General features: G+C 70.4%; 14 protein-coding genes, 1 pseudogene and 1 riboswitch. Of the genes and pseudogenes, 2 read left to right on the top strand and 13 right to left on the bottom strand.

Features of this window, described 5'->3' with window-relative positions:
- Positions 1-101: 101 nt before the first annotated feature.
- The 4 genes from AB0F44_RS04590 to leuS form a co-directional block, all read right to left on the bottom strand.
- Positions 102-2,390, bottom strand: coding sequence for a ComEC/Rec2 family competence protein (locus tag AB0F44_RS04590; protein WP_357353114.1), 2,289 nt, complete (start codon positions 2,388-2,390; stop codon positions 102-104).
- Positions 2,387-3,274: a helix-hairpin-helix domain-containing protein gene (locus AB0F44_RS04585; RefSeq protein WP_357353112.1), complete on the bottom strand. Its 888-nt coding sequence runs from the start codon at positions 3,272-3,274 to the stop codon at positions 2,387-2,389. The genes AB0F44_RS04590 and AB0F44_RS04585 overlap by 4 nt, the downstream gene beginning before the upstream one ends.
- Before the next feature lie 115 nt (positions 3,275-3,389).
- Complete coding sequence (locus AB0F44_RS04580; RefSeq protein WP_357353110.1) at positions 3,390-4,250, bottom strand: DegV family protein; 861 nt, start codon at positions 4,248-4,250, stop codon at positions 3,390-3,392.
- A gap of 51 nt (positions 4,251-4,301) precedes the next feature.
- Positions 4,302-6,785 carry a leucine--tRNA ligase gene (gene leuS / locus AB0F44_RS04575; protein ID WP_357353108.1) on the bottom strand — a complete coding sequence of 828 codons (2,484 nt, stop codon included), beginning with the start codon at positions 6,783-6,785 and terminating at the stop codon, positions 4,302-4,304.
- Between the two features lie 496 nt (positions 6,786-7,281).
- Between leuS and AB0F44_RS04570 the strand changes: the two genes are divergently transcribed.
- Positions 7,282-10,029: an AAA family ATPase gene (locus tag AB0F44_RS04570; protein ID WP_357353106.1), complete on the top strand. Its 2,748-nt coding sequence runs from the start codon at positions 7,282-7,284 to the stop codon at positions 10,027-10,029.
- Between the two features lie 2 nt (positions 10,030-10,031).
- Here AB0F44_RS04570 and AB0F44_RS04565 read toward each other — a convergent pair whose 3' ends face one another.
- From AB0F44_RS04565 to AB0F44_RS04550, 4 genes and pseudogenes are all read right to left on the bottom strand, one after another.
- Positions 10,032-10,166, bottom strand: a complete 135-nt coding sequence (locus AB0F44_RS04565; protein ID WP_357353104.1) for a hypothetical protein — start codon at positions 10,164-10,166, stop codon at positions 10,032-10,034.
- Between the two features lie 73 nt (positions 10,167-10,239).
- Positions 10,240-10,836, bottom strand: a pseudogene (locus AB0F44_RS04560) (MBL fold metallo-hydrolase); the annotation flags it as partial.
- A gap of 9 nt (positions 10,837-10,845) precedes the next feature.
- Positions 10,846-11,676: an alpha/beta hydrolase gene (locus tag AB0F44_RS04555; RefSeq protein ID WP_357353102.1), complete on the bottom strand. Its 831-nt coding sequence runs from the start codon at positions 11,674-11,676 to the stop codon at positions 10,846-10,848.
- 33 nt (positions 11,677-11,709) lie between these two features.
- Positions 11,710-12,531 (bottom strand): alpha/beta hydrolase, encoded by an 822-nt coding sequence (locus AB0F44_RS04550; protein WP_357353100.1) that lies wholly within the window; start codon positions 12,529-12,531, stop codon positions 11,710-11,712.
- Positions 12,532-12,704: 173 nt separating this feature from the next.
- Here AB0F44_RS04550 and AB0F44_RS04545 point away from each other — a divergent pair, with 173 nt between their 5' ends.
- Positions 12,705-13,529, top strand: a complete 825-nt coding sequence (locus AB0F44_RS04545) for an alpha/beta hydrolase (RefSeq protein ID WP_357353098.1) — start codon at positions 12,705-12,707, stop codon at positions 13,527-13,529.
- Between the two features lie 7 nt (positions 13,530-13,536).
- On the opposite strand, the gene AB0F44_RS04540 is transcribed toward AB0F44_RS04545, so the two are convergent.
- The 5 genes from AB0F44_RS04540 to AB0F44_RS04520 form a co-directional block, all read right to left on the bottom strand.
- Entirely contained in the window at positions 13,537-14,592 is a 1,056-nt protein-coding gene (locus tag AB0F44_RS04540) for a biotin/lipoate A/B protein ligase family protein (protein ID WP_357353096.1), read from the bottom strand.
- A 37-nt stretch (positions 14,593-14,629) separates the two neighbouring features.
- The gene (locus tag AB0F44_RS04535; protein WP_357353094.1) at positions 14,630-15,949 is read right to left on the bottom strand and encodes an aminotransferase class V-fold PLP-dependent enzyme; all 1,320 of its coding nucleotides are present in this window, start codon (positions 15,947-15,949) and stop codon (positions 14,630-14,632) included.
- A 44-nt stretch (positions 15,950-15,993) separates the two neighbouring features.
- A riboswitch (SAM riboswitch) is annotated at positions 15,994-16,107 on the bottom strand.
- A 93-nt stretch (positions 16,108-16,200) separates the two neighbouring features.
- Positions 16,201-17,814 (bottom strand): CocE/NonD family hydrolase, encoded by a 1,614-nt coding sequence (locus tag AB0F44_RS04530; RefSeq protein ID WP_357353092.1) that lies wholly within the window; start codon positions 17,812-17,814, stop codon positions 16,201-16,203.
- Positions 17,811-18,449, bottom strand: coding sequence for a TetR-like C-terminal domain-containing protein (locus tag AB0F44_RS04525; protein ID WP_357353090.1), 639 nt, complete (start codon positions 18,447-18,449; stop codon positions 17,811-17,813). Before AB0F44_RS04525 ends, AB0F44_RS04530 begins: the two co-directional genes overlap by 4 nt.
- A gap of 74 nt (positions 18,450-18,523) precedes the next feature.
- Positions 18,524-20,995, bottom strand: a complete 2,472-nt coding sequence (locus tag AB0F44_RS04520; RefSeq protein WP_357353088.1) for a transglycosylase domain-containing protein — start codon at positions 20,993-20,995, stop codon at positions 18,524-18,526.
- Positions 20,996-21,030 lie beyond the last annotated feature (35 nt).

Here is a 21,030-nt window from a genome sequence, read left to right as displayed (position 1 = left end):
ATTCGAGCCTGCGGCGCCGCGAGGAACGAGCGGCGGCGCAACGGGAGAAGGTCGAGCGAGCGCAGCGGCTGAGCTTGCGAAGCCGCGAAGCGGGTCGAGACCTATCGCGTCACCACGGCTGCCTCACCTCCCGACTCGACCACCGCGACCGAGCCGTCTCGGTCGGTGCGGTAGACCTTGGTGCCGCTCTCCTCGAGCCCCTGGACCGTGGCGGCGGCCGGGTGGCCGTAGTCGTTGGCGGCACCGACCGAGGTGAGTGCGACCTGCGCCCGGAGCGTACGCAGCCAGTCGAGGTCCTGGTAGCGGGAGCCGTGGTGGGGCACCTTGAGCACGTCGATGTCGAGCTCGGCCAGGTCGTCGGCGAGCTGGTCCTGTCCCTCCGGCTCGATGTCGCCGGTCAGCAGCAGACGCAGGCCGCGGGACTCGACGAGGAGGACGACGCTCGCGTCGTTGGCGGTGGAGCCGTCCCCGGGACCGCGGGTGTCGGACTCGCCCGTTGGCCAGAGCACCTGGATCCGCACCTCACCGATGGTGGTCGTGGCCGCGTAGGGAGCCGGAACCGGCACCACCCCGGCCACGCCGGCGGTCTCCCCGAGGACCCGTACGCCCTCGGGCGGGTCCTGGAGCCGTGAGGTCCACAGCTCACCGACCCGGCGCCCGGCGAAGACGCCCTCGACGCCGTTGACGTGGTCGGCGTGGAAGTGGGTGATCACCGCGAGCGGAACCTCCTCGATCTCGAGGCGGTCGAGACAGTCGTCGACGAGGTCCGGATCGGGACCGGCGTCCACGACGACGGCACTTCCCGAACCGGTGCGCACCACCAAGGCATCTCCTTGTCCCACGTCGCACATCACGAGCACCCACCCCGGCGGAGGCCAGCCCGGGCTCGGCAGCCTCACCAGCGCGACCGCGAGCAGCACCAGGCATCCGGCAACCCCGGCGACCGGATGCCGCAGGATCCGAGGCGCCAGGAAGGCGATCGCGGCACAGATGCCCACCAGCACCGCCAATGCCAGCGGCCCGGTCGCCCAGCCGACCTCCGCGGTCGGCAGTCCGGCACCGAAACGGGCCACCGCGATGATCCAGGCGACGCACCAGGTCGCGATCGTGCCGGCGACCATGCCGAGCGGATCCCACACCAGCCCGAGCAGACCTCCGAGGAGACCCAGCACCGTCGCAGGTGCGACGGCGGGCTCGACGAGCAGGTTGGCGAGCACCGCGACCAGGCTGACCTGGCCGGAGATGGCGGCGACCACCGGAGTGCAGGCCAACTGCGCCGCTGCCGGGACCGCGATCGCCTCCGCGCACCACTGCGGCATCCAACGCCTCAGAGCGTCGCGCCACGGTGGCCCGAAGAGCAGGATGCCGGCCGTGGCCAGGACCGAGAGGGTGAACCCGACCGAGGTCGCCAGCCCGGGGTCGACCAGCAAGAGCCCGATCACCGCCGCGCCGAGCCCGCGCAGTGCTCGCTGGCGTCCGTTGTGGGTCATCGCCAGCAGTCCGACCGCACCCATCGCGGCGGCTCGTACCACGCTCGGCTCGGTGCGGGCGAGGACGATGAACCCGAGGATGCCGAGCACCCCGACGGCGTACAGCCCTCTCCCCCGCACCCCGGCCCAGCGGGCGACGATGAGGAGGAACCCCACCACGAGGGTCAGGTTGGTGCCCGAGACCGCGAGCAGGTGGGTGAGTCCGGTCGTACGGAAGTCGTCCGCCAGTTCGTCGGAGAGACCGGTGTCGTCGCCGTCGACCAGCGCAGGGACCAGCGCCGCCTGGTCAGCCGGCCGATGTGCCACCGCCTGCCGGATCGAGCCACGCAGCGTCTCGGAGGCTCGCCACCAGATCCCCGGACCCGACACGACCCTCGGCGCCCCCGCGATCAGCAGCGCCGACTCCTCGTGCGAGTCGCTCTTCCCCAGCCGTCCGGTCGTCGACACCGTCGCCCCCAGCGGGATGTCCTCCCACGCTTCGTCGCCGAGCACGACCACCGGCGTACGCAGCCGGTAGACCACCCCACGGCCCCTGATCTCCCGCACGCTGGCACGCCGGAGCTGGTACGTCGCGTGCTCGCCCCGCACCTCCTTCGGGTCGGTGGTGACGGTGGCGACCACCCGTACCTGCGCCTTGCGCGCGGCCAGGTCCGCCACCGGGTTGTCGCTGACCCGGGCGGCGTGCAGGCCCCCGACGATCGCGGTCCCGGCGATCATCAGGACCAACGCCAGCACCGTCGGGCGGCGCTTCCTAGCGGCCCATCCACCGCCGACGCCGAGGACCGCGGCAAGGAGCACCAGGAGAACCACTCCCGTCCGTCCGCCAGCGACCACGACAGGCCCGGTCAACGCTCCCGCCCACGCGCCGGCCCCGAGCAGCGGCAGTCGCAGGTCGTTCACAGCGTGACCAGCGGTGCCAACGAGTCATAGGTCTTCGGCCCGATTCCGTCGACCTCGAGCAGCTCGTCGACGGAGGTGAACGCGCCGTTGGTGGTGCGCCAGTCGATGATCGCCTGCGCCGTCACCGGCCCCACCCCGGGCAACGTCTCCAGCTCCTCGATGGAGGCCGCGTTGAGGCTCACTCCCGCTCCCGGCGCCCCAGCGGCCGGACCACCGGAGCCGGCTGCAGCAGCGCCCACTCCCCCGTTGGGCGCACCCACCACGATCTGCTGACCGTCGCTGAGCAGAGCGGCGAGGTTGAGTCCGGCGAGGTGCTTGTGGGGCGCCCCACCAGCGGCTTCGACGGCATCCACCACCCGCGACCCGACCGGCAGCACGACGATGCCGGGCTTGGGCACCTTGCCCTCGACGTCGACCGTCACAGTCCCGGTCGGCGCACCGCCCGACGGCACCGCGGCCGTGCTCCCGGGCGGGGCCGAGCCGGTCGGCAGCGCGACCAGCGGGGAGGCCGAGGGCGAGGCCCGGGCGGCCGGCACCACCTCCGGGTCGGCGCGGATCATCCACCAGCAGGCCACCGCCAACCCGGCGACCAGCACCAGCGAGACGACGACGAGGTGCCATGGACCGAGGCTCACCCGCCCGCGCAGCGGCTCCGGCAGCACCGCGTCGGGCGAGATCACGACCTGCCGCCGAGACGCGTGACGTCCCGGCACAGGCACCAACGGATCCAGCTCCGCGGTGTCGGTCGCCCGCGGCCCGTCCCACCACGGCGGCTGCCAGTCCTCCTCGCCCTGGTCCTCCTCCGGCGGGTCGAGCTCGGCGCGCAGCTGCTCCAGCCGCCGGGCGACGGCATCGGCGTGATCAGAGGTCGGTCGGGTCCGCATGACGCCGAAGCTATGCGCCCGCGCCGACACTTCCGAGCGCGTTTTCAGCGCCTGTGGAGAACCCGATCCTCAACCGCCCCTGTGGACGGTAACCGGCCCACAATCAGGTCCAGATTCAGAGCTTGGGCCCCACAACGACCGCCACACACCCCGGCCCGACATGCGCACCGAGCACCGCGCCCAGCACCCCGACGCGTACGTCGCCGTTGATCTTGCCGTCCAGCTCCGCGGAGAGCCCCGCGGCCATCGCGGCCGCACGGTCCGGGCTGCCCAGATGAGCGACGACGATCTCGACGGCGTCGGCATCCTCGCCCACCTCGACCCCGAGCGCCTGCAGCCGCGCGATCGCCCGCTCAGCCGTACGCACCCGCTCGTGCGGCACGACCCGACCCTCTTCGATCGTGAGCAGCGGCTTGACCGCGAGCGCCGTCCCGAGCAGGGCTGCGGCGGCTCCGATCCGCCCGCCCCGGCGCAGGTACTCGAGCGTGTCGACGTAGAAGTAGGAACGCGTCGCGGCAACCCGCGACAACGCCGCCTCGCGCGCCTCAGCAGCGCTCCCGCCTCGCCCGGCCACCTCCGCGGCGGCCAGAACCGCGAAGCCGACCCCGGGCCCGACCAGCCGCGTGTCCACGGTGGTCACCGGCACCGGAGCCTCCCGCGCGGCGAGCATGGAGGACTCGCACGTCGCGCTCAGCTCCGCGGAGAGGTGGATGGAGACGATCTCCTCGAAGCCCTGAGCCGCGAGCTTGTCGTAGACCTCCGCCAGCAGCGCCGGCGATGGCCTTGAGGTCGTCACCGTCTTGTGCGCCGCCAACGCCGTCAGCAGCGCTTCGGGCGACGTCTCCTCCACCCCGTCGTCGTACGACGTCCCATCCACGATCACCTGCAACGGCACCGATGTGATCAGCTCCGTGGCATCCCCGAGATCGGATGGAAGCATCGCGGTCGAGTCGGTCACGATCGCTACCCGGGCCATGTCAGAAGCCTACAGATCGACCCATCGCGTCGACAGCGCGAGCCGATCCGATCAGACGACGATGTTGACGAGCTTCGGCGCGCGGACGATGACCTTGCGTACGGTCTGACCCTCGATCGCGGCCGCGATCGTTGGGTCGGCCAGCGCGGCGGCCTCGAGGTCAGCCTCGGAGATCGAGGGCGAGACCTCCAGGCGCGCACGCACCTTGCCCTTGATCTGGACCACTGCGGTCACCGAGTCCTCCACGAGCAGGTGGGGCTCGACCGTCGGCCACGCGACCCGCGCAACCGTCGGCTCGTGCCCCAGACGCTCCCACATCTCCTCGGCGGTGTAGGGCGCGACCAGCGAGAGCAGGATCGCGACCGTCTCCGCGGCCTCACGTACGGCGGGGTCGGCGGGACCGACACCGGAGTCGATCGCCTTCCGGGTCGCGTTGACCAGCTCCATCACGCGAGCCACGACCACGTTGAACCGGTAGGACTCGATCAGCTGCTCGGCCTCGGCGATGGTCTTGTGAGTCGTACGCCGCAGCGCGACGTCACCACCGGAGACGTCGACATCCGGGGAGGACGTCACGTCCCCGGCCAGGCGCCAGGCCCGCTGCAGGAACTTCACCGAGCCGGCCGGCGAGACGTCGGCCCAGTCGATGTTGTCCTCCGGCGGGGAGGCGAAGACCAGGGTCAGACGGGTCGCGTCGACACCGAACTCCTCCAGCACGTCCGACAGGTTCACACCGTTGCCCAGCGACTTCGACATCTTCTTGCCGCCGTTGATGACCTTGCCCTGGGACAGGTAGGACGTGAACGGCTCGTCCCAGTCGATCAGGCCGATGTCGCGCAGCGCCTTGGTGAAGAACCGCGAGTACAGCAGGTGCAGCACCGCGTGCTCGTCGCCGCCCAGGTAGAAGTCGACCGGACCCCACTCGCGGGCCAGCTCGGAGGAGAACGCCTGGGTCTCGTCGGTCGGCGACAGGTAGCGCAGGAAGTACCACGACGAGTCCACGAAGGTGTCCATCGTGTCGGAGTCGCGCGTAGCCGGACCGCCGCACTTCGGGCAGGAGACGTTGACCCACTCCGAGGCCGCGGCCAGCGGCGAGACGCCCTTCGGCTTCAGGTCGGCGCCCTTCAGCTCCGGCAGCTGCACCGGCAGCTCGGCCTCGGGCACCGGCACCTCGCCGTCGACCGGGCAGTGCACGATCGGGATCGGCGCACCCCAGTAGCGCTGCCGCGACAGCAGCCAGTCGCGCAGCCGGTAGTTGATCGTGCCCTTGCCGTGGCCGTCGGCCTCCAGCTTCTCGATGATCTTGTGGATGCCGCCCGCCTTGTCGGCGACGCCCTCCAGCTCCGGCGAGTTCACGTACGCACCGTCGCCCGCGGTCGCGACGTACGTCTCCTCGGGGTTCTCCGCGCCCGGCACGTCCACGACGCGGCGCACCGGCAGCGAGAACGCCTTGGCGAAGTCCAGGTCGCGCTGGTCGTGGGCAGGAACGGCCATCACCGCGCCGGTGCCGTAGTCGGCCAGCACGTAGTCGGCCGCCCACACCGGGATCTGCTCGCCGTTGACGGGGTTGGTCGCGGTGACGCCCAGGTCGACACCGGTCTTGGGACGGTCGGTCGCCAGCCGGTCGATGTCGGAGGCCTTGCGCACGTCCTGCAGGTAGCCCTCCAGCGCGGCAGCCCGGTCCGGCGCCACGATCTCGGCAGCCAGGTCCGCGTCGGCGGCGACGACCATGAAGGTCGCCCCGTACAGCGTGTCGGGACGGGTGGTGAAGACGGTGACCTTCTTGGTCTCACCCGAGGTCAGCGAGATCTCGAAGTCGACGTGCGCGCCCTCGGACCGGCCGATCCAGTTGCGCTGCATGTTGACGACCTTGCCGATCCAGGTGTCCTGCAGCTGGTCCAGGCCGTTGTAGAGCTCCTCGGCGTAGGCCGTGGTCTTGAAGTACCACTGCGTCAGATCACGCTTGGTGACCACCGCGCCGCAGCGCTCGCACTCGCCGTTGACGACCTGCTCGTTGGCCAGCACGGTCTGGTCGTTGGGGCACCAGTTGACCGGCGACTTCTTGCGGTAGGCCAGGCCGGCCTCGTACAGCTTCAGGAAGATCCACTGCGTCCACTTGTAGTACTCCGGGTCGGAGGTGTGCAGGCGGCGCGACCAGTCGAAGGAGATGCCGTAGCGCTTGAACGACTCCGCCTGGGTCTCGATGTTGGCGTAGGTCCAGCCGGCGGGGTTCTCGTTGCGCTTGATCGCGGCGTTCTCGGCGGGCAGGCCGAAGGAGTCCCAGCCGATCGGGTTCAGGACGTCGAAGCCCTTCAGCCACCAGTAGCGGGCGATCACGTCGTGCAGCGCGGTCACCTCGGCGTGGCCCATGTGCAGGTCACCGGACGGGTAGGGGAACATCGTGAGCGCATAGCGCTTCTCAGCCCCCTCGCGCTGGCCCGCCTTGAACGGCTCCAGCTTCTCCCAGATGGGGCGCCACTTGTCCTGCAACTCCACGACGTCGTACGTCGCCTGCTCGGCCTGCTCCTGCGTCATTGGTCTTTCGTCCTTGTCGAGTGTCGTGCGTCAAGACTGCTTCTGGAACAAAGAAACCCCTCACATGGAGGGGTGGCCGCGTGACCGGGGTGTGTCCCTCAGGGTCAGCGCGGCTGCCTAAGAAGCAGGACAGACATCTGCATGTGTCAAGGGTAGCCGACCACGACGGCCATCGTCATTCGCGACCCGTTCGCGGGCATGGCCCGTCTGGGTCAGAGGGCCTGGAAAGTACGGTCCAAATCCTCTGGTCTAGTACTTTCCATAGTCCATGAGTTCCGCCCTGCAGATCGACCGACAGAAAATAGGCTCGGAGGGGCCTTCACCTATTGCGACGGCCCGTCTGAGCGTGCCAGACTGGCGGCGCTCCGCTGCTCGTGATGTCGGTCGTGAATGAGGACCCCCCCATCTCATCCAAGGAACGCTCCGAGCAGCGGAGTCCAAGTTTTAGGGCATATTGGTCATGCGCCACGGCTGCCCCGGTGGCTAACGTCGGCCCGTGGGAAACATCCCCGAGCGGCCTGAGGCCGCGCTCGTCGGCAGAGCATCAGAGCAGGTACGTCTGGCCGCATTGCTGAGCCGTGCGCGGAACGGCAAGGGCGGATCGATCGCAGTGCTCGGCGAGCCGGGGGTGGGCAAGTCCGCGCTGCTCACCTCAGCCACCGCGGACACGAGCCTCCGGGTCGTTCGGGTCGACGGCTACGAGTCCGAGTCGGACATGGCGTTCGCCGCGGTCCAGCGACTGGCGACGGCGCTGCGCCGCGAGTGCGAGATGCTCCCGGAGCAGCAACGCCGGGCCCTGCTGGTCGCCTCGGGCGAGGCAGACGGACCGCCGCCCGACCGCTATCTGGTCGGCTTGGGAGTCCTCGGGCTCCTGGCCGCCGCGAGCGACGGGCACGGCATCGTCTGCACGATCGACGACGCTCATCTGCTCGACCCGGAAAGCCTGGACGCGCTGGCGTTCGTGGCCCGCAGGATCGCGGTGGAGCGCGTCGCGGTGGTGTTCGCCGGGCGTGACGAGGCCCGCTTGGCCGAGCATCTCGGTGGGGTGCCCCAGCTTGCGCTGACCGGCCTGGACACCGATGCCGCCGTCCGCCTGCTGAACCGCGCGGCGACGGAACCGCTCCCGCCGTCGGTGGCCCTGGCGATCGCCCAGGCCACCGGCGGCAACCCGCTTGCCCTGATCGACCTCGCCGGTGAGTCGCTGGTCCACGAGCTGCCGGATCTGGGCATGGCCGGCGAGCCCGTCCCCGTCGGTCGCCACCTCGAGGCCCACTACGTACGCCGCGTACGCCAGGCCGACCAGGCGGTCCAGACCTGGGTTCTGCTGGCTGCGGCTGACTCGACCGGCAACATCGACCTGCTCGCCGCCGCGGGCGCGGAGCTGGACCTCACCCTCGACGACGCCGACCGCGCCGAGGTCGCCGGGCTCGTCCAGCTCACCCCGACCGTACGGTTCCGCCATCCCCTGGTGCGCTCGGCGGTCTACAACGCGGCTTCGGGCGTCGAGCGACGCCGGGTCCACCGTGCCCTCGCGCGGGCCGCCGACCGGTCGAACCTCGTCGAGGCGGAGGCATGGCATGCCGCCAGGGCCGTCGTAGGGACGGACGAGGCCGTTGCCCAGCGGCTCGACCGGACCGCGATCCTGGCCGCCCGGCGTGGTGGCCTCGCCTCCAGCGCCCGTCTGCTCGCCCGCGGCGCCGATCTCAGCCCGCCGGGCGAGGGGCGTACCTCACGCCAGGTCGGGGCGGCCGAGGCGGCCCTGGCGGTCGGCGCCGCCCATCTCGCGCAGCAGCTCATCGAAGCGATCGACGAGGAGTCCGCCGGCCAGGTCACCCGAGGTCGTGCGCTGGTGACTCGGAGCGCCTTGTCAGTGCTGCGGGCCGAGCGGGAGGGCGTGATGCGCGGCGCGTCCGATCAGCTGCTGGCCGCCGACCTCTTCCACGGCTTCGACGACGTCCGCGAGCAGGATGCTCTGCTCCGGGCATTCGACCGGTGCTCGAGTGCCGACCGACTCATGACGGGCGTGACGCAGGGCGAGCTCGGAGAGCGGATGCGGGTCGGCGCGGACCGGCACGGCCGTTGGTCCGTGGTCCTGCGAGGGTTGGCCGCACTGATCCTGGAGCCCTATGACACGGCCTACCCACAGGTTCGCGCCGCGTACGACGCTGTCCTCGCCCTGCCCGATGACGAGCTCATGAACTTCGGCTCCGTGCTCGCCGGTGTCGGCGGTTACCTCTGGGACGACGAGGGCCGAGCCGCCGGTCTCAGCCGGGCCGCACGGGCCGCACGTGACCGGGGCGCGCTGCTGGTGCTCGACTCGCTGCTGTGGATCATGGCCCTCTCCGAGGTCTACGGCGGCTCGCTGCACCGAGCGCACCGCTTCGTGGAGTCGAATCGGGAGGTGCGTGTCGCGATGGGCCACGAGGATGCGAACGTGCCCAACGTCGCCGTGATGGCGTGGTCCGGCGAGCCGCGCGAGCTGGTGGAGGCCGTGGCCGACGGCGCCGGCGCTGTCGGTTTCGGCGGGGTGCAGTTCTCGGGGATCGAGGGCCTGGTCGCGCGTGACCTGGCGGACCGGCGCTACGAGGATGCCTACCGACGCCACAAGCCGCTCATCGAGGAGCCGTTCCTCCAGGTCACCCCGATGTGGTACGCCGACTTCGTCGAGTCCGCCGTACGCTCCGGCCACCTGGACGAGGCACAGCGCGTCGCGGAGGATCTGGCGAGCCGGGCAGCGGTCAACGGGATGCCGTGGTGCGAGGGAGTCGCCGAGCGCGCGCTCGCGCTGGTGAGCCCGGACGACGCGGCCGAGGCCCACTACCTCGCGTCGATCGCGGCCCTGCACAAGACGCTGGCCGAGACCGAGCTCGGTCGGTCGTACCTGCTCCACGGCGAGTGGCTCCGTCGCGTCCGGCGCCGTCGCGAGGCTGCCGAGCAGCTGCGGCTCGCCCTGAAGCACCTGCGCCACAGCGGGGCCGAGATCTTCGTCCCGCGCGTCCTGGCAGAGCTCGAGATCCTCGGCGTCCGCCCCGACGATGCCGCAGGCGGCGAGGCAGCTCCACGGCTCGATCTCACCACGCAGGAGCACACGATCGCGCGGCTGGCCGCGTCCGGACGTACGAACGCCGAGATCGCCGCCAACCTGTTCATCAGCCCGAACACCGTCGACTATCACCTGCGGAAGGTCTTCCAGAAGCTCGGCATCTCCTCCCGCCGGCAGCTGGCCGACCGTCTGAACGCGTAGGTCTAGACCAGCAGACGGAGCGCCACCCCCGGCGTCGGCCAGCGGAAGCGGTCCGCGATCCCATGCGGAGCGTCGGCCAGGTCGGCGAGGATCCGGTCCTTCCCCTGACGAAAGTGCGACCAGCCCTCGTAGTGCACCGGCACCACCCGTGGCCGGGTCCAGCAGCTCGCACAGCGTGACCGCGTCCCGCCCGTCCATCGTGTAGGCGAGCGGCCCGGTCACCGGGAACCCGACGCGTCCGAGGTGCAGGACCGCGGTCCCGACGTCGACCCGGTTCGCGACCTCCTCGAGGCCGTCGTACAGCACCGTGTCCCCCGAATACCAGACCGCTCCGTGCTCCTGCCCCTCCCAGGTCAGGGAGAAGCCGATGCCATCACCGACGATCGGCCTGCTGCCGCGGAAACCATGACGCGCAGGAGTCGCGGTCACCGTGACCGTCGGACGGCCCGGAGCCTGCAGCACCGTGGTCTGCCACGGCCGCAGACCCCGGACCGCCGGGCCCAGGCCCGACCTGGTGAGCCTGACCGCGCCCGAGGCGGTGGTGACCACCACGCCGACGCCCGGCAGCAGCGCCCGGCCGGCGTCGTCGAGGTTGTCGGCATGGTGGTCGTGGGTGAGGAGGACGGCGTCGATGGCGCCGATCTCGGCGGCGGGGACCGCAGGACCTGCGGTTTTCCTCGAGGACGTACCCCAGCCGAACCTGTACGTCCGGCCGGGGGCGTCGAAGGTCGGGTCGGTCAGGATCCGCCACCCGGCCACCTCCAGGACGGTCGTCGGCCCGCCCACATGGGTGAGGGTGAGGTCCATCGCGTGCCCTCAGGACGCGGTGGGCTCGGCGGCCCCCCGCTGTACCGCGTGGGCGAGCGCCCACTCGAGCGCGTGGTCGGCGATCTCCTCCCATCCCGGGCCCGCCACCATCAGGTGCGGCCGACCGTCGTACGTCTCGTGCTCGGTGACCGTTCCGGCGCCCTTGTAGTGCTTGAGGTTCGACGCCTGCACCGACGGGGGCATGATGTGGTCCTCGGACCCGGACAGGAAGAGCAGCGGCGCGCGGTCGGCGTTCTTGAAGTCGACCCAGGCGCCCTGGTGGCCGGGCTGGAAGTTCGCCAGCACGGAGTCGAACAGGACGCGTCCCGACGCGGGGATGTGGTAGCGCTCGTAGAACGCCGCCGACTCCTCCTCGGTGTAGGTGTTCGTGAAGGCGTACCTCCACTGCTCGGCGTCGAACCCGACGGCGCGGTGATGGTTCGCCGGGTTCTTGAGGACCGGGAAGACCGAGCGGAGCTGGCTCCACGGCGTGGCTCGGACCCCCTCGGTCGGGGCGGAGTTGAGTACGACGCCCGCGGCTCCGTAGCCATGGTCCATCACGACCTGCGCGAACGCACCACCGGCGGAGTGGCCCATGATGATCGGCGCGGTGTCGAGCGTGTCGAGGAAGGCCTCCAGGTGGGAGACGATCGCCTCCAGGGTGAGGTCCGCGATCGGGGTCGGGTCCGCGCGGAGGGCCTCGACCTCCACCTCGAAGCCCGGGTAGGCGGGGGTGTGCACGGTGAAGCCGTTGGCCTCGTACCGGGCCTTCCAGTGTTCCCACGATCGGGGTGTGACCCAGAAGCCGTGGATCAGGACGATGGTGTCCGGAGTGCTCATGTCAGGTTCCCTTTCGGTGCTCGGTCAGGCATGTCAGCGCACAGTGGTGCGCGCCGCGTTGTGGACGACGTCGGCGACGAGTCCGGGGTGGCTGATCATCACGGCGTGGGAGGAGTCGACGGAGACAGTCCTCGAGCCGGCTCTGGCCGCCATGGCGCGCTCCGCCTCGGGCGGGATGATCCGGTCCTGCTTCGCGACGACGTACCAGCTCGGCTGGTCCTCCCATGCCGGCTCTCCCGACGGTGTGACGAGTGCTGCGAGTGCGCCGGGCCGCTGCGAGGCGGCCAGGAACCGTGCCTCGGCACGCGGCAGATCCTGCGCGAACCCCTGTGGGAACCACGCCGGGTCGATATAGGCATCCATGTCGCCGGGCTGGGCACCGGGGAACGGCCTGGTGACGAGATGGTCGGTCACCTCGGTGTGGCCACCGCCCAGGGCGTTCATCGCCAGGATGTTCTCGCCCGCTGCCGGCGCGTACGCGGCGACGTAGACCAGCGCCGTGACGTCGGGGTCGCCGGTGGCGGCGTTGGTGATGACCGCGCCACCGTAGGAGTGGCCGACGAGCACGACGGGGCCGTCGACCGTGTCCAGGAACAGCCGCAGGTACTCGGCATCGGACAACGGGCCGCGCAGCGGGTTGGAGAAGGCGAGCACCGGGTAGCCGCGGCCGGTCAGCTTGCCGGCGACGTCGGCCCAACCCGAGGAGTCGGCGAAGGCACCGTGCACGAGCACGATGGTCGGCTTCGGCGCCGGGGCGACCCCGCGCGTGGTGAGGGCGTCGGCCGCCGGAGCGAACGCGAGCACCGCTGCCACGAGAACGGCGAGCAATCCGCCCGCTCGATGTTTGAAGGACATGATCTGGCTCCTGTGCTGGGGGCTGAGACGCTCCGATCGTCCATCCGGTCGCGATGCCTCCGGACCACGTACGACACGTAGTCCCGGGACTACGCGGTCCACGTGGTCCGTGGAGGCGGGTGGCCGCGCGAGGCTCGTCGGGACAGAACCCAACCGACCGTGGGAGGAAGCCGATGCCTTACATCACCGCCGACGACGGCGCCCAGATCTTCTACAAGGACTGGGGCGACACCGGAAGCCCCGTGCTGCTCAGCCACGGCTGGCCGCTCAACGCCGACGCCTGGGAGGCCACCGCCCTCTTCCTCGCAGAGCACGGCCACCGAGCCATTGCCCACGACCGCCGGGGCCACGGCCGCTCCAGCCAGACCTGGTCGGGCAACGAGATGGACACCTACGCCGACGACCTCGCCGGTCTGATCGACGCGCTCGACCTGCACGACCTCACCCTCGTCGGGCACTCGACCGGAGGCGGTGAGATCGTCCGGTACGTCGGGCGGCACGGCACCGCCCGCGTCGCCAAGCTGGTCCTGGTCTCGGCGGTGCCGCCGCTCATGCTGCGGACCGAGGACAACCCCGACGGGCTACCCCTCGAGGTCTTCGACGAGATCCGTGCCGGGGAGCTGGCCAACCGGGCCCAGCTCTACCGCGACCTGGCCGACGGGCCGTTCTTCGGGAACAACCGGAACGGCGATGTTCCGCAGGGCTTCCGTGACGCCTTCTGGCTCCAGGGCATGGCGTCGGGGCACCGTGGCGCCTACGAGTGCATCGCGGCCTTCTCCGCCACCGACTTCCGGCCCGACCTGGCCAAGATCGACGTGCCGACGCTGGTCGTGCACGGCGACGACGACCAGATCGTGCCGATCGAGGTCGGTGGCCGCCGCTCGAGCGAGCTGATCGACGGCGCGGAGCTGAAGGTCTACGAGGGTTCCAGCCATGCCCTTCCGGACACCGATCGCGACCGGCTCCACGCCGACCTGCTGGCCTTCATCGACCGCTGACCAGCCCCTACGGCACTCGCGCGCGCCAGGCCGGGGTGCCGTGCTTGCTCTCGACCAGCGCCGCGGCCTCGTCGATCGTGGCCTGGTCGAGGCCGACGTACGCCGCCCCGAAGCTCTGCTCGAACTCAGCCAGCAGGGCGGCGATGACCTTCTCGCGGCTCAGCCCGGTCTGGGAACGGATCGGGTCGACCCGCTTGGCCGCGCTCCTGGTGCCCTTGTCGGACATCTTCTCGCGACCGATGCGGAGCACCTCGAGCATCTTGTCGGCGTCGATGTCGTAAGCCATCGTGACGTGGTGCAGGACGCCGCCCGGGATCCGCTTCTGCGCGGCGCCGGCGATCTTGCCGACCGGCGAGGCGATGTCGTTCAGACCGGCGTAGGCGGCCTCGATGCCGACGCTGCGCAGGCCGCGCAGCACCCACTCGTCGAGGAAGGCGTACGACTCCTGGAAGGACATGCCGGCCACGAGCGTGTCGGGGACGGCGAGGCTGTAGGTGATCGTGTTGCCCGGCTCGATGAACATGGCGCCGCCGCCTGAGATGCGGCGTACGACCTCGATGCCGTGACGCTCGGCGGCGGCCTCGTCGACCTCGTTGGAGAGCGACTGGTAACTGCCGATCACGACCGCGCTGCTGGCCCAGTCCCAGAACCTCAGGTTGGGGGCGCGGCGCCCCTCGGCGACCTGGCGGACGATGACCTCGTCGAGCGCCATCTGCATCCGCGGCGACAGCGGCCCGGTCTCGACGATCTCGAGCTCGAGGTCGTCCCAGGTCGTGGCCCGGCCCAGCGCCCGCATCACCGTCAGGGCGACGTCGCGGGTGACGAAACCGACCAGCTCGGCATCACGGGCAGCGGTGTCGAGCACCGCGGTCAGCTGGTCGAGGGAGACGTCGACCGGCTGCCCCTCCAACGCCTCGGTCAGCCAGCCCAACGCCTCGTCGGGTTCCAGGAAGAAGTCGCCCGAGAGGACGACGTCGATGATCGTGTCAGCGGAGACTGTCGCGTCGACGACGACCAGCTTGCCGCCGCGTACCTTCCGCTCGCCATGCACTCTTTCGCTCACGATTTCTCAACACCGTGAGCGCCCCGAATCATCCCGGCTAGACGGCCGCTCCGCACGAGCCGGCGGTGTCGGCCAGGCGAGTCAGACCGACCGGTCCGACGAGCGGGCGCGGGTCCTCGGCGAGCGTCCAGGCCCCGTCCACGAGGACGTAGTCGCCCCGGACGTCACCCTCCAGAAGAGAACGTACGCCGGCCACCAGCCGGTCCACGTCGGCGACCGAGGTGCCGATCCCGATGCTCGCGCGGACCGCGCCGCCGGTGAGTCCGAGGCGCTTGAGGAGCGGCTGGGCGCAGAAGCGGCCGTCGCGTACGCCCAAGCCGTGCTCGGCGGAGAGGTAGGCCGCGACCCGGCCGGGCTCGATGCCGTCGACCGTGAACGTCACCACGCCGACAGGCTCCTCGGAGTCGGGCCAGAGCCGCAGAACGTCGACGCCCTCCAGCGCAGACAGGCCGGCCACGAGGCGCCCCCTCAGTGACGCCTCGTGGCGGTCCAGCTCGGCGGGCTCGAGGCCGCCGAGAGTCGTACAGGCAGCGGCCAGTGCCGCGGCGCCGATGACGTTGGGCGAGCCGCCCTCGTGACGCGCGGGGGCGGGCTGCCAGGTGGTCTCCCCCACCTCAACGTCATCGACGGCCCCTCCCCCGGCGAGGTAGGGGGTGCCGACGTCGAGCCAGTCGCGGCGCCCGACCAGGGCGCCGGCGCCGTAGGGGGCGTAGAGCTTGTGGCCGGAGAGGACGACGTAGTCGGCGCCGGTCGCGGCCAGCGAGAAGTGGCGGTGGGCGAGCAGTTGGGCGCCGTCGACGAGGACCCGGGCGCCGTGGGCGTGGGCCAGGGTGACGATCTCGCCGACAGGCAGCGCCTCGCCGGTGACGTTGGACGCGCCGGTGATCGCGACCAGGGCGAAGCTGTCCCGGGCCAGCTCACCGGCGAGGACGTCGATGGTGCCGGCGAGGGTGTCCCGGCCGGCGACCACGGTCACACCGGCCTCGACACGGCGCCACGGAAGCAGGTTGGCGTGGTGCTCGATGTCGAGGACGAGCACCCGGCCGGGTACACAGCCGGCCAGCAGGTTCACCGAGTCGGTGGTGTTGCGGGTGATGACGGTGACGTCATCCTCGCGGGCGCCGACATAGGCGCCGATGGTCGCCCGCGACTCCTCGTAGAGGGCGGTCGAGACCTGGGACAGGTAGCCGGCGCCGCGATGCACCGAGGCGTACCAGGGCAGGACCTCGGCCACCCGGTCGGCCACGCTCTGCAGCGCCGGCGCAGACGCGGCCACATCGAGGTTGGCGTACGTCGTGGTCGTTCCGTCCAGCAGCGGGACCTGCGTGTTCGAGCCGACGAGCGGAAGCAGGGACATGGGGGCACCCTTCGGGTCATGGCTCCCCCAGGACCGCCCGGCGAAGCACGCGCTTGCCCGCGCCACCTCGGCGAGGGCCTGGTCGTCACCCGGAGCACCCCACCGCGTGGGAGGGTTGCCCGCCAGCAAGCCGGGGCTTCGCGCTGACAGTCGTGACCTTCGCCGAAGATGGTGCCGGAGACGGAGGGTGCCTCGCAAGGCCTACGTCTCGGACTATGGACGCGCGTCCTATATATTGGACGCGCCGCCGCCTAGGTGGTCGAAACGGCGCGAACCGGCAGGATCAGCGCCGAAGGATGCTCGGGATCGTGATGGACCGTCTGGTCGGCAGCCAGGAGCGTCGTGGCGGTGGCGAGCGGCTCCCCGGTCCCGGGATTACGGGCATAGCGCGGGAAGGCACCGCTGGAGACCTGCACGCGGATCCGATGGCCGCGCTTGAACAGGTACGCCGTGGGCCAGAGCCGCACGGTGGCGCAAGTGAGCTCATCGGCGCCCGTCAGACTGGTGAGCCCGTCGCAGACGTTGTGGGAGCGGCCCTCTTCATCGACATCGCAGAGCCGCACGAAGACGTCGGCGTACGCCAGGCTCGACCGGAACCAGATCTCGGCACTCACCTCGCCGACGACCTCGACGTCCTCATCGAGCACCGTGGTGGTGTAGGTCAGCACGTCGTCCCGGGCCTCCACGGCGCCGTTGTCGACGCGGCCGCCGCTGCTGATGCTGATGCCCCCGGCCGCCGGGGTCGGATCGGCTGGGTCGTAGCGATAGCGATCGGGATCCGAGTCGCCCGGGACGCTCACCGACAGACCGCCGTCACCCTGGAGGTGGAAGTGCTGCGGCTCGTAGCCCTTCGGCGGCCAGGACTCGAAGTCGCGCCAGGCGTCCGCACCCATCACAAACAACCGCACCGGTGCCCGCTCGGCCGGCTCCTCGCCGCGCGCATGTGCCAAGCCGAAGTCGACCGCTTCGGCGACGCCAGGAATCGTGGTGTCCGTATGAGTCCAGGGCCCGACCGTGAGCCGGGCGGGTTTACCGGCCTCGTGAAGAGTCGCGAAGTCCCGCAGCTGACCCGGCAGGAAGATGTCGTACCAGCCCCCGATGGCGCTGACCGGGACGCTCGTGCCTGCGACCCGGTGGCGATGATCGAGGCCATCCCAGTGCGGATCGTCGGCGCCATGAGCGAGAACGTCCTGGATGTACTGCGAGCGCCGGCCGGTGGCCTCGAGGTCCGCATCCCGCAGCGGCAGCACGCGCAGGGCGCCGGCGGTCTTCTTGGTCTGGGCGTTCCTGCGGAACGCCGCGAAGGGGCGCTCCTGGGTGGCGACCATGGCACCCCATTCGACCGGCAGCTCCAACGAACGACCGTCGGCGCGCATGAACTCGCTCGTCAGCGCCGACTCGGTGACCACGGGGATCATGGCCTTGACCTGCGGTGGCAGGCTGTCGGCGACCGCCCATTGCACATAGCCCAGGTAGCTCAGGCCGACCAGCACCATGGAGTCGCCGAACCAGGGCTGCTCGATCACCCAGTCCAACGTGTCCAGGCCGTCCTCACGCTCCTGGAGCATGGGGTCCATGACGCCACCGGAGCCGAAGCCTCCACGGACGCTCTGGATCAGCACCTGGTAGCCGCGCTCGGCGAGCGGGCGGGCCATGATCGCACCGAAGACGCCAGAACGGCCGTACGGGCTTCGGATGAGCGCGGTCGGCAGGCCCTGCGCGCCACCCTTCGGCGTCCAGCGATCGGCCAGCAGCTCCACGCCGTCGCGCATCGGCACGCGCAGGTCGCGGTCGACGACGACCTTCCGCGTCAGCGGCTCGGAGAGCTTCATCTGACGCTGGATGATGTGACTCATGAGGCTCATCGGTCGGTCTCCGTCTTCTGCTCAAGCACGTCGGAGGCAGTGGTCGGGCGCACTGCGGCGGTGATGATGCCGAGCAGCCCGACGAGCCGGTCGGCGAGGTCGTCGGGGTCGAGCGGGTCCTCCCCGTCGGTCACCCAGGCGTTGATGACGGCGGCGCCGCCGCCGGTGACGAAGGCCGCCAGGTCATCGAGCTGCTGCGAGTCATCGTCCTCGGCGAACTGCGCCTCGATGGCACGCCGGTTGATCGGAGCGATCAGACCGCTGAGCGCCTTGGTCAGCGCGTAGGCGCCGGAGCTGTTCAGCATCGCCCGGTAGAAGGCGCGATGCTCGGCGAAGTGCCGAGTCAGGGCACGCGCCCGCTCCGACCCTTCCGGCGACGCCACTTCCGCGAAACGCGGCAGCAGCTCGGTCCTGGCCAGGTCGAGCGCGGCTTCGAGCAGCAGGGCGTCACGATCGCCGAAGTGCTGGTACACCAGCTGCCGACTCACGTCGGCCGCCGCCGCGATGTCGGAGATCGGAATCGCGGCCGTGCCCCGTTCGGTGACCAGCGCGATCGCGGCCTGGATCAGCGCCGCACGCGAACGCCGGACGCGGCGATCCTTGGCAGGGGTGGCCGCAGCCAGCTCGAACTCCATGTTCGAGATCATAGACACGTGTTGATTAATGTACAAGTGTCGTGAAACAGCGAAGGCGTACGCCTCAGCTCAGGTCACGGACGGCCTTCCCAGGGGTTGCCGCCGCCTCCCCAGCCGTCCTCGCCATCACCCTCGCCGTCGCAGGTGCCGAAGAACTCCGAGACCGGGTCACAATCCTCGCCGTCGTCCTCTTCTTCCGGCGGAGCGGGCGGAGCGATCAGCTCCTCCTCGTGACCGGTCTCGGGGTCCTGGCCGTCGACGTAGACGGGCTCGGGGAAGTTCTCGACCTCCTTGCCCTCCATGGCCTTCGCCATGATGGCCGCCCAGGTCTCGGTTGGATAGTCGGCGCCGAAGTAGGACGGCATCCAGCCGCCGTCGAGCTTCCCCTCGCCGTTGCCGCGCGAATAGCGCACGGCGGTGGCGATCTGCGGGGTGAACCCGACGAACCACGAGGAGCAGACGTACTGCTCGTTGGTGCAGGTGCCGGTGCCGGTCTTGCCGGCCACCGGGCGGCCGATGCTCTGGGCCTTCTGGCCCGAGCCGCTCTGCACCACGCCCTGCATCGCGTACGTCACGTCAGCGGCGATGTCCTCGGAGATCGCGTGCCGGGCGTTCTTCCGGCCGTTCCAGCTGTAGAGGACGTTGCCGGCGCGGTCGCGGACCTTCTTCACCACGTGTACGTCGTGGCGGTAGCCGCCGTTGGCGATCGTGGCGTAGGCATTGGCCATGTTGATCGGGCTGACGTTGGCGCGGCCGAGGGCGATCCGGTCGTCGGTCTTGTGGTCGAAGTCAGTGGTGGTGCTGGGGATCCCGGGAAACTTCGGGTCCGCCTTCGCCGGGGCGACCCCCGCGGCGACCGCGGTGTCGTAGATCGCCTTGCGGCCCGCCTCGGGACCACCCATCGACTCGGTCATGTCGATGTAGGCCGTGTTCACCGACTGCTCCATCGCCTTGAGCATGGTGATGTACTGGCCGTAGTCCATCCCGTCGGCGATCCCGGCCTGCTCACCCTCGTTGACCACCTCGGAGCCGGCATAGGTCGTGAACGGCGAGTCGCCCGCCCACGTCGAGTTCAGCGAGTAGCCCTTCGCGATCGCCGCCGCGGTGGCGAAGGCCTTCATCGTCGACCCGGCGTGACCACCGGTCGCGGCCCAGTTGTGCTGGCTGTCGAGGTAGTCCTGGCCGCCGTAGAAGCCGAGCAGTGCACCGGACTCGACGTCCACCGAGGCGGTCGCCACGTGCAGGGCGTTCTTCTGCTCGGGGTCGCCCTTGACGTACGCCTTTCGGTTCTTCGGCTTCACGGTCTTGGCCGCAGTCGCCGAGGCCTTCATGACCTTGGGCGAGAGTGTCGCGGTGATCCGAAGCCCGCCGCTGTCGATCTTCTCCTCGGTGAACAGCGGCTTGCCCTGCGCGTCGGTGAGGCCGAGCAGCTCGGCCTTGATCATGGTGAGCGCGTGGCCGCGCTGGCCGCCGAGCCGGCTCGGCACCGTCTTCGCGGGGAACTTCGGCAGCGCGTCCTTCACCTTGTCGGCGTCGGCCTGCTTCAGGTAGCCGAGGTCGACCATGCCGGAGAGGACGTACTGGTAGCGGCCGAGCAGCTTCTCCTGCCCGCGGAAGGTGCTGCTGGCGGGGTCGAAGCCGGCCGGGTTGTTGAGGATGGCCGCGAGCGCCGCCGTCTCCTGCAGCGACAGGTCCTTGGTGGACTTCGCGAAGTAGGCCTTCGCGGCCGCCTCGATGCCGTAGGCGCCGCGGTTGAAGTAGATCGTGTTGAGGTAGTCGGTGAGGATCTGGTCCTTGCTCTTCTGCCTGGTCAGCTTCAGGGCGATGACCGCTTCCTTCAGCTTGCGGGAGTAGGAGCGCTCGGCGCTGAGGTAGTAGTTCTTGACGTACTGCTGGGTGATCGTGGAGGCGCCGCCAGAGGTGCCCTCGGTGGTGTTGGAGAACGCGGCCCGCACGATGCCCTTCACGTCGACGCCGCTGTTCTCGTAGAACGTACGGTCCTCGGCGGCCACCACGGCGTGCTTGACGGTCTCCGGGATCTCGTCTGCGTCGAGCTTGATCCGGTTCTGGTCGCCGTCCTGGTAGCGGCCGAGCTCGGTCTTGCCGTTGCCGTAGTAGACGAAGGAGGTCTCGACCTCGAACGCGGCGTTGGGGTCCGGCACCTTGATCCGGTTGTAGGCCACGATCGCGGTCACCGAGCCGATCAGGGCGATGGCCAGGAACCCGACCAGCGCCACCTTCGCGGCGGCCTTCCCCCAGCGTCGCCAGCTCGTCGGCGTCCGGGGTGTCGAACCCGTGGGCGTCGAGCTCCTGGCCGCCGCCCACTTCTCGGCTGCCCAGATCTTGGCGGGCTCGGCCTTCGCGAGCCAGGCACTGGCCGAGGACGGCTTGGGTGCCGCGCGACGCGCACCCGGCCTGCTGGGCGTGGCCCGAGGTGGCTCGGCCGCGATCCGAGGGGCGGGCCGAGGGGCGGGCGGTGGAGGCGGTCGCCAGGACGGCGGCGGACCGGTCGGACCCTTCGGAGGCTCGGCGCTCCGGTGTTCCATTGCTCCACCTGACCTAGGCGACTGACTGCGGCGGC

Source organism: Nocardioides sp. NPDC023903, from assembly GCF_040639295.1.
GTDB lineage: Bacteria > Actinomycetota > Actinomycetes > Propionibacteriales > Nocardioidaceae > Nocardioides.
This window is presented reverse-complemented; position numbering and strand designations above follow the sequence as displayed.